The organism is Rhodobacter sp. TJ_12 (genome assembly GCF_020023995.1).
In the GTDB taxonomy this organism is placed as follows: Bacteria; Pseudomonadota; Alphaproteobacteria; order Rhodobacterales; family Rhodobacteraceae; genus Rhodobacter.
Window position 1 is genome coordinate 1 of the sequence record NZ_NRRD01000020.1, and the last position, 13,780, is coordinate 13,780.

At 62.4% G+C, this 13,780-nt stretch carries 12 protein-coding genes; 7 read left to right on the plus strand and 5 right to left on the minus strand.

All coding sequences use genetic code 11. The annotated features are described in order from the left end of the window. Window positions 1-288: 288 nt before the first annotated feature. Complete coding sequence (hemN, locus tag CKO11_RS13530; protein ID WP_223639798.1) at window positions 289-1,644, minus strand: oxygen-independent coproporphyrinogen III oxidase; 1,356 nt, start codon at window positions 1,642-1,644, stop codon at window positions 289-291. A 57-nt stretch (window positions 1,645-1,701) separates the two neighbouring features. On the opposite strand from hemN, the gene fnrL reads away from it, so the two are divergent. Both fnrL and CKO11_RS13540 read left to right on the plus strand, forming a co-directional pair. Continuing rightward, window positions 1,702-2,448 carry a transcriptional regulator FnrL gene (fnrL, locus tag CKO11_RS13535; RefSeq protein WP_223639801.1) on the plus strand — a complete coding sequence of 249 codons (747 nt, stop codon included), beginning with the start codon at window positions 1,702-1,704 and terminating at the stop codon, window positions 2,446-2,448. Continuing rightward, window positions 2,420-2,812 (plus strand): DUF4087 domain-containing protein, encoded by a 393-nt coding sequence (locus CKO11_RS13540; RefSeq protein ID WP_223639804.1) that lies wholly within the window; start codon window positions 2,420-2,422, stop codon window positions 2,810-2,812. Before fnrL ends, CKO11_RS13540 begins: the two co-directional genes overlap by 29 nt. Window positions 2,813-2,935: 123 nt before the next feature. On the opposite strand, the gene CKO11_RS13545 is transcribed toward CKO11_RS13540, so the two are convergent. From CKO11_RS13545 to CKO11_RS13560, 4 genes are all read right to left on the minus strand, one after another. Further along, complete coding sequence (locus CKO11_RS13545) at window positions 2,936-5,014, minus strand: TRAP transporter permease (RefSeq protein ID WP_223639807.1); 2,079 nt, start codon at window positions 5,012-5,014, stop codon at window positions 2,936-2,938. A gap of 84 nt (window positions 5,015-5,098) precedes the next feature. Next, window positions 5,099-6,103, minus strand: coding sequence for a TAXI family TRAP transporter solute-binding subunit (locus CKO11_RS13550; RefSeq protein WP_223639810.1), 1,005 nt, complete (start codon window positions 6,101-6,103; stop codon window positions 5,099-5,101). A gap of 226 nt (window positions 6,104-6,329) precedes the next feature. Next, window positions 6,330-7,895 carry an autoinducer-2 kinase gene (gene lsrK / locus CKO11_RS13555; protein WP_223639814.1) on the minus strand — a complete coding sequence of 522 codons (1,566 nt, stop codon included), beginning with the start codon at window positions 7,893-7,895 and terminating at the stop codon, window positions 6,330-6,332. After that, a complete protein-coding gene (locus tag CKO11_RS13560) occupies window positions 7,895-8,851 on the minus strand; it encodes a sugar-binding transcriptional regulator (RefSeq protein WP_223639817.1) in 957 nt (318 codons plus the stop codon). Before CKO11_RS13560 ends, lsrK begins: the two co-directional genes overlap by 1 nt. A gap of 265 nt (window positions 8,852-9,116) precedes the next feature. On the opposite strand from CKO11_RS13560, the gene CKO11_RS13565 reads away from it, so the two are divergent. From CKO11_RS13565 to CKO11_RS13585, 5 genes are read left to right on the plus strand one after another with little or no spacing between them, the layout of a single operon-like run. After that, complete coding sequence (locus tag CKO11_RS13565) at window positions 9,117-9,434, plus strand: antibiotic biosynthesis monooxygenase (protein WP_223639820.1); 318 nt, start codon at window positions 9,117-9,119, stop codon at window positions 9,432-9,434. A 5-nt stretch (window positions 9,435-9,439) separates the two neighbouring features. Then, window positions 9,440-10,174 (plus strand): ribulose phosphate epimerase, encoded by a 735-nt coding sequence (locus CKO11_RS13570; RefSeq protein WP_223639823.1) that lies wholly within the window; start codon window positions 9,440-9,442, stop codon window positions 10,172-10,174. Continuing rightward, complete coding sequence (locus tag CKO11_RS13575) at window positions 10,167-11,663, plus strand: sugar ABC transporter ATP-binding protein (protein ID WP_223639826.1); 1,497 nt, start codon at window positions 10,167-10,169, stop codon at window positions 11,661-11,663. The genes CKO11_RS13570 and CKO11_RS13575 overlap by 8 nt, the downstream gene beginning before the upstream one ends. Continuing rightward, window positions 11,660-12,691 carry an ABC transporter permease subunit gene (locus CKO11_RS13580; RefSeq protein WP_223639829.1) on the plus strand — a complete coding sequence of 344 codons (1,032 nt, stop codon included), beginning with the start codon at window positions 11,660-11,662 and terminating at the stop codon, window positions 12,689-12,691. Before CKO11_RS13575 ends, CKO11_RS13580 begins: the two co-directional genes overlap by 4 nt. Further along, the gene (locus CKO11_RS13585; RefSeq protein WP_223639832.1) at window positions 12,688-13,740 is read left to right on the plus strand and encodes an ABC transporter permease; all 1,053 of its coding nucleotides are present in this window, start codon (window positions 12,688-12,690) and stop codon (window positions 13,738-13,740) included. Before CKO11_RS13580 ends, CKO11_RS13585 begins: the two co-directional genes overlap by 4 nt. Window positions 13,741-13,780: the final 40 nt, after the last annotated feature.

Consider the following 13,780-nt stretch of genomic DNA (forward strand, 5'->3'; position numbering starts at 1 on the left):
ATGGGCTGATCCCGATCCGCTCGGTCGGGCGCGAGTTCTTCCATTATGACCGCGAGGCGCAGCAGCTTGTCGGGGCGGGCAGGCCCGCCGCGGGTCGGGCGCTTCGGGGGCGCTGCCCCCGCTTGGCCGTGTCGGCCAATTCACCCCCGGAATATTTTCACAAAGTCGAAGAACGCGGTTTCGGCCACGTCTGGCCCCGGTGTCTGGCCCCGGTGAGTTGCGGCCCGAAAGAAAAGGGCGCCTTGCGGCGCCCCAGGTTTCCCTTCCCGGTTTGGTTCGGAAGGTTTCTCAGATCGCCGAGCTATGGCCCGCTTTGGACAGATCATAGGCGTCGAAATGGCGCGCGATCATCCGCGTCAGAGGGCGACCCGGTTCGGGGATCGCGATGCCATCCGCGGTGATCTCGACCATCTCGCCGAATTTCTCGACACAGGCGGCGAATTCGCTGTCGAGTTGCGCGCCATCGGCGCCCCAATCCTCGACCAGTTCTTTCTTCGAGACCGCGAAATCGCACATCAGCATCTCGATCAGCCGCGCCCGCATCAGGTCTTCTTGGGTGAAGACATGGCCGCGATGGGTCGAGAAATGACCTTCGCGAATGGCCGAGGTATGCGCGCCGGTGGCGGATTCGTTTTGCGCATAGCCTTGCGGGAATTTCGAGATCGACGACGCACCAATGCCCACCAGCGCTTCGGCCAGATCGTCGGTATAGCCTTGGAAGTTGCGGCGCAGCTTGCCCGCATGCAAGGCCTTCGACAGCCCGTCGGTGGGCAGCGCGAAGTGGTCGATGCCGATGATGTCATAGCCGGCTTCGGTAAAGAGCTCTTGAGAGCGCTCAAACAGACCCAGACGCGCTTGCGGCGTGGGCAGTTGATCCGCCGGGATCAAGGTTTGGCGACGTGCCATCCACGGCACATGGGCATAGCCGTAAAGCGCGACCCGGTCGGGTTTCAGCGTCAGCAGCTTTTCGATGCTTTCGGTGATCTTTTCTTTGTTCTGATACGGCAGACCATAAAGGATATCGGCGTTCAGGCTGTTGATGCCGCGCGACCGGATCATATCGACGACCTTCGCGGTCACTTCGTAGCTTTGTTCGCGCCCGATCACCGATTGGATGAAGGGATCGAAGTCTTGGATGCCGATCGAGGCACGGTTCATGCCCGATTGCGCCAGCGCATCCATGCGCTCGTCATCGATTTCATTGGGGTCGATCTCGACCGAGAATTCCCCATGCTCGCCCAGATCCACCGCGTCAAAGACGGCATCGGCCACTTTGCGCATGCTGTCGGCGGGCAACAGGGTGGCGGTGCCGCCGCCCCAATGCAGACGCGACAGTTTCACGCCCGGCGCGAGATGCTTTTTGAGCATGCCCAACTCGGTCACGAGCGTATCGGCATAAGCTTTCACCGGCGCATCGGTCTGCGTGCCTTGCGTGCGGCAGGCACAGAACCAGCACAGTCGGCGGCAGAACGGCACGTGGATATAAAGCGAGATCGCGGCACCCGCAGGGATTGCCTCGATCCATTCGACGAATTTCGACGCGCCGACTTCAGTCGAGAAGTGCGGTGCAGTCGGATAGCTGGTATAACGGGGCACCCGGGCATCGAACAGACCGAGCCGGGCGAGTTGCGATTCATGTTTCATAGGCGTATTCTATCCTTCAAGACGCGCACCAGGATTTGACCCATATCAAGCAAGGCAATGTCTCACGACGACGTGTATCCTGCCTCGTTGCAATGCGGAGATTGCCCGATTCGACACCGGGCCGTCTGTGCGCGTTGCGAGGCCAACGAACTAGATGAACTCGAATCGGTCAAGTACTACCGAAGCTTCGAGGCGGGTCAGACCGTGGTTTGGTCGGGCGATCAGATGGACTTTGTGGCCTCTGTCGTGTCCGGAATCGCAACCCTTACCCAAACGCTGGAAGACGGTCGGACCCAGATGGTCGGGCTGCTGCTTCCCTCTGATTTCGTGGGCCGCCCGGGCCGAGAACGGGCGGCGTACAACATCACCGCAACCACCGATATTCTTATGTGTTGTTTCCGTCGTAAGCCCTTTGAGGAGATGATGGACCGCACCCCGCATATCGCCCAGCGGTTGCTGCAAATGACCCTTGATGAGCTGGATGCCGCGCGGGAGTGGATGCTGCTTTTGGGCCGTAAGACCGCACGCGAGAAAATTGCCTCGCTGCTATCGATTGTCGCACGCCGGGATGCGTCGATACGTCACCGGGGCGGAGGCAACAGTTTGACCTTCGATTTGCCGCTGACGCGCGAGGCGATGGCCGATTATCTGGGGCTGACGCTGGAAACGGTGAGCCGACAGATTTCGGCGCTTAAGCGCGACGGGGTGATCGCGCTTGAGGGCAAGCGGCATGTGACCGTGCCCGATATGGAGCGGCTGCTTTTGGAGGCCGGGGATGACAGTGACGGCGGGCTGCTTACGTAACGCGCTGTGCGCGGCGCTTGTGGTGCTGGGGCCGACGGTCGCGGGGGCGGAAACCCGCTGCGGCTGGTTTGCCAATCCGACGCCGGGGAATTTCTGGCTGACCGATGCCGATGCCACCTGGGCGCTTGCGGTGCAGGGACGGGGCGGTGTGCCCGGTTGGGAGGATCTGGATTGGGCCGAGGCCGATTTCACCGCCCGCTGGGTCGAGATGAATGGCCATTACGGCTATGGCTGCGCCTGTATCGAGGGCGCGTTCGGCGCGCCCGAAACCGGCGAGGTGACGCGCATCACCCATTTGCGCGCCTTGTCCTTGGCCAAATGCGAAAACGACCCGGCGCTGGCGCGCGCCAATAGTGCGCCCTAGGCCTAGGCTAGAGACCGCTTATTTTGCGATGATCCCTGCCGCCGTGGGCTGGGCCGAAAGGCAAATGCAAAGGCCTCCTGCATCTGGCAGGAGGCCTTTGTCCTTTTCGCGTGTCAGATCGGCTTAGGCCGGGGCCGCCCCCGGCCCGCGTGGCCATTTCTGGCGCAAGATGATCGGCGCGATCAGTGCCAGCCCCACCGCCGTGGCGCCAAGGTTCGGGGCCACCAAAAGCAGCGCGGCGATCACCAGCACGATCCGCTCAAACCAGTAAAGCGGCGCGAAAAGCCAGTTCGACACGGCAGAGGCCAGCACCCAGATGCCCAGAAGCGCGCCCGAGAAGGCGAGCGCAAAGGCCTGCCATGTGAACCCGTCGGTCACGATCAAAAGCGCGGGCTGGAAAGCAAAGACAAAGGGCACAAGCGCCTTGCCCATGCTCAGCCGGAACGCGGTATTGCCCGCCTTGAACGCATTCGCCCCCGCAATGCCGGCACCGGCATAGGCCGCCATTGCCACGGGTGGCGTCACATCGGCCAAAACCCCGTAGTAGAAGACGAAGTAATGCGCCACCATCTGTTGCACGCCCAGCATGCCCAAGATCGGCGCGGCGACGGCCACCATGATGATGTAGTTCGCCGTCGTCGGGATGCCGCAGCCCATCAAGATGCAGACAATCGCTGTCAAGATCAGCGTGAACAGCAGCGTCAGCCCCGCCACGGTCATCACCTCGAACGGCAAGAAGGCCAGCGTTTCATGCAGCGACACGGCCCAGCCCTGCGCGATGGAGGTGACCATATAAGCGATTTTGAAGCCCACGCCGGTCAGCGTCACAACGCCAATCACCACGCCCACCAAAGCGGCGGCGGCGGTGACCGAAAGCGATTGCTTGGCGCCAAGAATGAAGCCCTCGATCACGCCATCAAGCGTGCCGCGCAGCCCCTCGATCACGCCCGATTTCATCACCTGCTGGATCGCTAGCACGATGATCGAGGCAGAGATCGACCAGAAAGCGGCAGCAAAGGGCGTGCGGCCCGACAGCAGCACCGCGACCAGCACGACCAGCGGCACAACCGACAGCCAGCCCGCCTTGAACACTTTCCAAGCATTGGGCAGTTCCGCCGCCGAAAGCCCACGCAGGCCTAGACGCCGCGCCTCAAGGTGGACCTGCACCAGCACGCCAAAGAAGTGCATGAAGGCGGGCACAAGGGCTGCGGTCAAAATCGTGGTGAGCGGCACGCCCAGATATTCGATCATCAAAAACGCCACGGCCCCCATCACCGGCGGCGTGATTTGCCCGCCGGTCGAGGCGGCGGCTTCCACGGCGGCGGCGAAGTGGCGCGGATATCCGATGCGGATCATCGCCGGGATCGTCAGCGCGCCGGTGGTCACGGTATTGGCAATCGACGAGCCCGAGATAGAGCCCAAAAGTGCGGATGACAGCACAGACACCTTGGCCGGGCCGCCCGCATAGCGCCCGGCAAGCGCCGAGGCGATATCGATGAACAATTGCCCCAGCCCGATGCGCGTGGCCATCACGCCAAACAAAACGAAGTGGAACACGTAAGTTGCAATCACCCCCAAAGCGGTGCCGTAAATGCCCTGCGATGTCAGATAGAGGTGGTTGACGATATTCGACCAGCTTGCGCCGGGGTGCACCAAGATGCCGGGCATGGATTTGCCGAAATAGGCATAAGCGATGAACAGGATCGCAATCACCGGCAAGGGCCAGCCCATCGACCGGCGCACCGCTTCCAGCAAGACACCGATCAGCACCGTGCCCATGAAGATGTCGATCGGCAGCGGATTGCCCACGCGGAAGGCCAGATCGCTATAAATCCAAGGCACATAAAGCGCCGCGACCAGCCCCGCAAAACCCAACAGCCAATCACTGAGCGGTAGCCCCCAAGGCGCCATGACGCTGGGGCGCAGGTGTTTGCGGCCAAAGGCGGCAAAGCTGAGGAAAACCAAAAGGATCGTCACCCCAAGGTGAAAACCCCGGTGCACCGTCGCCTGCGGAATGCCAAAGCCCGCCGTGTAATAGTGATAGCACGACAGCAAGAACAAAATCGCCGCCGAGGCCAGCATCAAGGGGCGCGCTAAAACGCGAAACCGCAATTCAGGGTCGAATTTCTCCTCAAGCGCCTTGAGTTCCTCGGCGCTCAGATGGCGAATGTCATCGCTCTCTTGGTTGCGGTTTTCGGCCATCGGCACGCTCCTTGGGATTGGGCGAGGGGGGCGCGATTGTCTTTCGCGCCCCCCTGAAGGTCAAAGAATGATGCGTCTGGCCGCTTAGTCCAGCAGGCCGGCTTCTTTATAGAACTTTTCCGCGCCCGGATGCAGCGGGATGCCCACGCCGTTCAGCGCGGTATCGGCAGTGATCATTTTGCCCTTGGCATGACCCGAGTCGAGTTGCTTGCGGGTGTTGTCGTTCCACAGCGCCTTGGTGATCTCATAGATCAGATCGTCGGGCTGATCGGCGCTGGTGACCCATTGCGCGCCCACCGAAAGCGTTTCCACATCGGTGTCATTGCCCTCATAGGTGCCCGCGGGCACGACATCGGGGGCAAAGAATTTGAACTCTTCACAGATCGCCGGGGCCTCGTCACACGAAATCGGCACCAGTTTCACGTCATGCTGGCTGGCCAATTCGGCAATCGCGCCCGCCGGGTAGCCGCCGACAAAGAAGAACGCATCCATCGCGCCATCGCGCATCCGGTCCGCCGCCTGATCGGGTTTGAGGAATTCTTCTTCGATATCGTCTTCGGTCAGGCCATAGCCCGACAGGATGATTTTCGCATCGACCAGCGTGCCCGAGCCGGGTTCATCCAGCGAAACGCGCTTGCCCGCAAGGTCGGCAACGCTTTCAATGCCCGAGTCTGCGCTGGCCACAAGGTGGATGCTTTCGGGGTAAAGGTTGGCAATGGCGCGCAGTTTCTCGACCGCCGGTTTGCCTTCCCAGATGCCGGTCCCGGTATAGGCCCAGGTGGCCACGTCCGATTGCGAGAAGCCCGATTCAAGCGAGCCGCCCGCAATGGCGTTGATATTGGCGACCGAGCCATTGGCCGACAGCGCCGAGGCGATCAGGCCGGGCACGCCGCACGAGCCGCCTTGGTCGCAAGGCCGCGAGCCGGGCGGGTTGGAGATCGCATTCGCGAGCAGCCCGCCAATCGGATAATAGGTGCCAGCGGTGCCGCCGGTGCCGATGCGGAAGAACGACATGTCCTGCGCCGCGACGCCGGTGGCCGTCAGCGCGACCGCAAGCGCGGCGCCCGTAAAGAGCTTGTGATGTTTCATCGTGTTTCCTTCCTGTTGTGCATTCCGCGCGAAAGGTAAGCGTATTCTGGGCGCGACCGCAAGCCGCATCGCGGCAGATCGCGGCACTTTTGCAGCCGCAGAAAGTCAATAAAGTGCCTTTTATTACAGGGTTTTGCGCGATCTTTTATCAATAAGAAAAACCCTGCCGCCCAAAGGGAGGCAGGGCTGTGGTCTGGCTGGCCGCACCAGGGCGGCGCGTGGGGAATCAGCTGCCCGGCGCGCGCCACATCGAGGTGGTGAGCCCGGCATCCACCAGCGCCTTTTGCGCGGCATAGGCCTGCTGCCAGCGCTCGCGCGCCTCGTCATAAAGGGCGCGGTTGGCAAGGTTCGGGGTCAGCGTGCGATCCCAGCGCACAAAGGCGCGGCCCGCCTCGGCAATATTGGAAAACTGGCCCACGCCAGTGGCAGCAGCAGCAGCCCCCCCCAAAGCGGTGGCTTCGCGCACTTGCGGAATGTGAATCTCGCGCCCGGTTACATCGGCCAGAATTTGCGGCCACAGCACGCCCTTGGCCGCGCCGCCCGCCAAAATCAGCGGCCCGGTGCCGCCCACGCCAGCAAAGGCCTCCACCCGCGCTAGGTTCACCGCCGCGACGATGGCTGCATTTTCCTGAATCGCGCGGAAGATTGAGCCTTTGTTGGCCACCGCCGGGTCAATCGACAAGTTCAAAAGCGACGGCGCGGCGTGATACCAATTGCCGAAATCCATCGCATCGGAAAAGACCGGGATGATGCCATTGGCGCCGGGCGGTACTTGCATCGCCAGCTCTTCCATCAGCGCATAGGCATCGCGGCCCGTTTCCGCGGCGATCCGCATTTCTTCTTGGCAAAATGCATCGCGGAACCAGCGCGCGGTCAGGCCGACGAAAAAGCTGATCGCCTCGGCTTGGTTCATATCGGGCAAAGCTGCAGCGTTGACGCGCAGGCGCATCGTGTCATCGACCTTGCCTTTGGGGATGTTCACCACCTGCTGCCAGAAGGTGCCACCCAAAACGGCGGCAGAGCCAAGCTCCACCACGCCAAGCCCAATGGAGCCAAGCTGCACATCACCACCGCCCGCAACCACCGGCGTGCCCTCGGCCAGCCCGGTATCGGTGGCGGCTTCGCCCGTGACATGGCCCACAATGGTGCCGGGTTCGACGATGCGCGGAAAGATCGCGCGATCCAGCCCGGCTTTGGCAATCAGCGCATCGGACCATTGCCGGGTCGCCAGATCCAACAGCCCATTGGTGGAGCCATTCGTTGGTTCGACCGTAATCTCGCCGGTCAGCCGTTTTGCGATCCAGTCATTGACCATGGAAATCGCCCGGACTTGTTCAAAAATCTCAGGCGCGTGTTTGCGCACCCAGTTGAGCCGGGGCAGGGCGCCCAGGGCGAAAGCCTCGCCCGAGATATCATAAAATTCGCGCTCAAAGCCCTCGGACCGCGCGCGCAGGTCTGCCACTTCGGCGCTGGCGCGGCTGTCGACATTGGCGCAGGCCCAGATTTCTTGGCCTTTGCCATCATAAAGAACGATGGCCTCTCGCATCGAGGTGGAGCTGATCGCGGCAATATCGCTGCCTTTCAGCCCGCAGCTGTCCAGTGCGCCTTGGATGCAGCGGCGCAACAGCGCCCAGCCGCCTTCGACATCAAAGGCCATCGAACCGGGCACGCCCTCTTCGGGCAGGTGCCGCCATTCCTCTTGTGCGACACCGATCTGGCGCCCCTCACGGTCAAAGATCACGGCACGCCCGGAGCCGGTCCCGGCATCCAGAACAAGCAAGTGAGTGGTCATCAGATCCTCCGCAACAATTCCTTGGCTGTCGGTTCATCGGTCACCAAGATATTGGCGAGCCGGCCCCGCAAGAGCCCCAAGATGGCTTCCACCTTTTCGGGGCCCGCGGCGGCGCCGATCACCGACGGGATCTGGCGCATGTCTTCGGGGGTGACGGCGACAACATGGCGGTGCACATCCAGATCAAGGATCTGCCCGTCGCGGTCATAGAAATAGCCCAGCACATCGCCCACGGCGCCTTGGCGGGTGAACAGTTCGATCTCGGCGGCGGTGCAGTAGCCATAGCGCACCAGCGTGGCAGAGCGGGCCACAGAGCCGATGCCGATCAGCGCGGTTTTCGCCGTCAGCGCCATATCCAGCACATGGCGCACATAGGGCTCCACCCGCAACATCTCGGCCAGTTCGGGCGAGGAAACGCGCAGCGGCGTTGGGATCAGATGGGCAAAACCTTGCGGGCCATAAAGCCCGGTATTGCCAATATAGGCCGAAACGCCGCCCGTCAGGCTGACCAGTGAGACATTGGTTTGCGGAAAGACCGGCGCCATGTAGCGCAAAGTGGTCGAGACCGCCTCGCCCCAGCCGATCGCCAAAAGATCATTCGGCGCGAGCCCTTGCGTCAGCAGGCTGGCCGAGGCGCGGCCAATGCGCGGGGCGGCGGGCAGGCCTTCGGCGGCAGGCACAACGCGCGCATCGGTCAGCCCAAAGGCCGCTACCAGCTCTTCTTGCAGGCGCAGGCTGCCCTCGTGCGGGGAATTGATGCGCAATTCGACCAGCCCGGTCTGGCGGCCCTTTTCAAGCAGGCGCGAAACCTTGATGCGCGAAACGCCCAGCAGGTCCGCGATGTGGTTCTGTGTTAGCCCGTCATTGTAATAGTACCACGCGGCGCGGCTGATCTGTTCGACGTCTTCTGCATCCAGCAGAAAGCCGCCGTCTTGCGGTGCAGAGACCTGACTCATCACGTGCCTCCTCCTGCCGCACAAAGGATCATTTGATCGTCATTCTGTCAACATCGAACGCATGCAGGCATTGCAATGGAAGGCAGAAAAATCCTTATTTTGCAGGTGCAGAAAGAAATTTCGTGAATTTTCCCTGCTTGACAGGTGTGTTCAAAAAGTTCTTCATGGAACAAATGATCGGCATTCGAGTCCCGGGCCCTGCCCGCCGCCGATCCTCCGGCTTGCCCGGAATGAGGAGGAAGGGGCTCGCATAAGGAGGAGTGCGATGTTCGTTCAGCTTGTCCACATTCGGGTCAAACCGGGCTGTGTAGATCGGTTTCTTGAGGTGTTTCGGGTCAATTTCGAGGGCACCCGTGCCGAGCCGGGCAATTACCGGTTCGACGTGTTGCAAGACCCCGAAGACGATCATCACTTCGTCATCTATGAGGGCTTCGTGAATGAGGCGGCGGTGGACGAACATCGCAAGACCGCCCATTACGCCGAGGTCGTGAAGGGCCTTGCCGAAATTCAGATCGGTGGCCGCGAGAAACAATTCTTCCGCATGGTCATGCCCGATCATGCTGCGGCGTTGGCCGGGGAGTAAGTCCCATGGATAGCGTCGAGCGCGCTGCGCTGCGGGCCCGTGCCAAAGGCATCGGGGTCGGAATTTTTGCCGCGCCGCCACTGGCGATCGGCACGGCTCTGGAGGCGCTTGACGGCGCCGAGGTGCTGCATTTCGATATCATGGATGGTGTCTGGGTGCCGCAATTTACCGCCGGGCCGGGGTTTGTCTCTGCGCTGCGGGGGCAGGGTTTCTTGGATGTCCACCTGATGGTGGCCGCGCCGGAAAGCCAGATTTTGCCATTTGCCAAGGCTGGGGCCGATCTGATCACCGTTCATGCCGAGGCGCTGAATGCTGCGGCGGCATTGGGCGCGATCCGGACGGCCAGCGCCGATCTGGGCCGCCCGATCCTGGCGGGGCTGGGCGTGATGCCGGGCACCGCGCTTGAGAGTTTGGCCCCGCTTTTGGCGCAAAAGCCCGATGTGATCTTGGTGCTGGCGCTTGATCCGCGCGATGGCGCGCCCGCCGATGTGCCCGCCGCCGCCGAACGGCTGGCGCAATTGCGCGCGCTTTGCGCCGAAGTTGCCGCCGATTTCACCCCGGTGATGGCGATTGACGGCGGGATCACCGCTGACAGCATCGAAGCGGCCTGCACCACGGGCGCCGATCTGGTGGTTTCGGGCTCTGCAATCTTCAAGGCGGCCGATCCCGCGGCCATGCTGGCGCAGCTGGAAGCCGCGCGCAAAGCCGGGAAAGTGGCAGCGGAGCAGACCCATGACTGACACAGCAACCCCGCTTGTGGCGCTGCGCGGCATCTGGAAGGTGTTCGAAAGCGTCACCGTGCTGCGCGGCATCGATTTCGAGATTTTCCCCGGTCAGGTCCATGCCCTTTTGGGCGGCAATGGTTCGGGCAAATCCACCATCGTCAAGATCATCTCGGGTGCCTACACGCCGACAGCCGGCACGGTCGAGGTCGATGGCGCGCCGGTCAACTTGTGCAAACCCTCTGTCGCGCATGACAAGGGCATCTATATGGTGCCGCAAGAGCCGCATATTTTCCCCAATCTCACGGTTTTGGAAAACCTGATCATGGGGCTTTCGGGGGATCGTGCGGAAAACGCGCGCCGCGCCGAAAAAGCGGCGAAAGAAATCGGGCTTGAGGTCGATTTCTCGGCCCCGGGGGGCGAGCTTTCGATTGCCAACCAGCAATTGGTCGAAATCGGCCGGGGCTTGTTGCGCAATGCCCATGTGCTGATCTTGGACGAACCCACCTCGTCGCTGACGCGGCGCGAAGTGGCCAGCCTTGCCGCGCAGATCAAACATCTGACGGCGCAGGGGATCGGGATTTTGTTCATCTCGCACCGGCTTAATGAGGTGCTGGATTTTTCCGACCGGGTTAGCGTGCTGCGCGACGGGCATTTTGTGCTGTCGCGTCCGGCGTCCGAGCTGACCGCCGATCAACTGGTCGAGGCGATGCTGCCCGAAGACTTCACCCCGCCCGCCGCCGATGCGCGCCAATGCTACCGGATCGAGGGGGCGCAGCCCGTGTTGCAGGTGCGCAACCTGTCGGGCCAAGCCTTCCGCGATGTCAGCTTTGATGTCTATCCCGGTGAGGTGGTTGGGATTTCGGGCGTTGTCGGGTCTGGCCGCACCGAATTTGCCGAGGCGATCTTTGGCATCGATTCCGAGGCCACGGGCGAGGTGGTGATTGCGGGCCAGCCCGCAACGGATCGCTCGCCGCAGATCTGCCAAGAAATGGGGCTGAGCTATGTGCCCGAAGACCGCCATGCCCATGGCATCTTTCTGGCGCTGCCCTCGGCGCAGACGATTTCGTCGGGGGTCATGTCGATGCCGCAAGGCCGCTTCATGTCCAGCGCCGAGGAAAGCAGGCTTGCCACGCGCTTTATCGAAAAGCTGCGCATCAAGCTGTCTTCGCCGATGCAATCGGCCAAGACGCTTTCGGGCGGCAACCAGCAAAAGATTGTGCTGGCCAAGACCTTGGCGCCCGAACCTCGGGTGGTGATCTTGGATGAACCGACCCGCGGGATCGACGCGCGCGCCCGCCAAGATGTCTATCGCATCATTCGCGATCTGACCGCCGATGGGGTCGGCGTCGTGGTGATTTCCTCTGAAGTGGGCGAAATCGCCGAAGTCAGCGACCGGGTGCTGATCATGAAACGCGGGCGGCTGGTGGAACTGGCCGCAGGTGTCACGGGGGTCGAGCAAATCTCGGCCGCCACCTTCGATGCGACCGGAGGCGCAGGGGCATGATGAAGATTCTCAAAAGCCGCGAGCTTCTGGTGTTGGTCCTTTTGGTGGGGATGATCCTTGCCGTGGCCACACAAAACAAGGCGGTGCTTTACCCGATCACGCTGATCAATATCGTCAACTCATCGCTGTTTTTGATGTTGATCGCGGTGGGGCAGATGTTCGTGGTGCAAACCCGCGGCATCGACGTATCGGTGGGCGCGATCGCGGGGCTATCCGCCGTGATCTTTGGTTTTGCGCTCAATGCGGGGATGCCCTTGCCATTGGCGATGATCTGCGCGCTGATCACCGGCGCGCTGGCGGGCGCGGTGAACGCAGTGGGCGTGGTCTTTATCGGCATTCCACCGATCATCATGACCTTGGGCACTTTGGGGGCCTATCGCGGCTTCATGCGGGTGCTGACCGGGGGCAGCTGGATTGAATCGATCCCGCAAAACATCAAAAGCTTCGCGGTCACCCGCTACATGAACATTCCGCTGATGGTTTGGGCCGTGGCGGTGCTGGTGATCGTTGTTGCCGTGCTTTTGTGGCGCATCCGGGCCGCACGCAACTTCTATGCCGTGGGCGACAATGCCGATGGCGCGTACCTGCTGGGCATCAATGTGAAGGCCACGCGCTTTGCCGCCTTCACGCTTTCGGGGCTTTTTGCGGGGGCGGCGGCGATCGTCTTTGTCGGCCAGATCGGCTTTGTGCCGATGCAAACCGGCAATGGGCAAGAACTGAAAGCCATCGCGGCTGTGGTTCTGGGCGGCGTCAGCCTGATGGGCGGCACCGGCTCGGTCTGGTCGGCGGTCATCGGGGCGCTGTTCCTGACGGCCGTGGACAGCATGATGATCTTCCTGCACGTGCCGGGAAGCTGGAACAATGCGGTCGCGGGGGCGGTGCTGCTGGGGGTGGTGGTCTTTGACTACCTGATCCGCCGCACCGTGCGGAACCGGCAACTGGCCGCCCGTGCTGCCGAAATGCGCCGCGCCGAGGCCGATCAGGACCGGGGCGCAACCTCTACCACCACGCGGGAGATGGCATCGTGAAAAGCTCTGTCTTCAAAAGCTGGGAATTCATGCTGGCCGCTGTGCTGGTGGTCGAGCTGATCGTGCTGGGCCTGATCAATCCCGCCTTCCTCAATATCGAGAACCTGCTCTTTTCCACCTCGGATTTCGTGCATGTGATCATCGCCGCCGTCGGGCTGACGCTGGTCATCATGACGGGGGGGATGGATATTTCGGGCGTGTCGGTGATGGGGCTTGCCTCGATCGTGCTGGGGCTGGCCTTCGTCGCGGGGGTGCCGATCGGCGCTTGTGTGGTGTTGGCCTTGGCCGTGGGGCTGGGGGCCGGGGCCTTCAACGGGACGGTGATCGCGAAAACGGATGTGAACCCGCTCGTTATCACGCTGGCCATGCTCTTCCTCTATGCCGGGGTGGCCTCGGGTCTGCCGACGCTTCTTGATATGATGGGCTTCGCCGTGGCCGGTGCCGGGGGCTTTGAGGCCTATCAATACGAGGGCATCTCGGGCCTGCCGAAAAGCTTTACCTGGATTGGCACGGGGGCTGTGGGCTGGGTGCCAGTGCCGTTGATCATCACCGTGGTGATTGCGGCAGGGGCGACTTACCTCATGCACCGCACCCGCTTTGGCCGGTTCCTGAAGCTGATCGGCGTCAGTGCCGAGGTGGCGCGCTTTACCGGGGTGCCGGTCACGCGCACGCTGGTCACCGTCTATGCGCTTAACGGTTTTGCGGCGGCGGTCGCGGGGCTGGTGCTGACGGCTTACTTCACCTCGGCGCGCTCTGACCTTGGGGCCGAGGCGCTTTTGAACATCATCACCGCCGTGGTTCTGGGCGGCTCGTCGATCTACGGCGGGCAGGGCTCGGTGCTGGGCACCTTCCTTGCGGGGCTGGTGCTGGGCTTCTTGCGGCAAGGTCTGCTGGCGCTGGGCATCAGTTCGGATGTGGTGCCGGTGATCGTGGGCGCGCTGTTGATCGGCTCTGTCGCGCTGAAAATCGGCATGGGGGTGCTGGGCACCCGCCGCGCCAACCGCCGCGCCTATGAAACCGAGCGCGCGGCGGTCGGAGGGAATGGCTGACGCCCGTGGTGGGCGTCGCTTATGAGGCCGGGGCACGCGC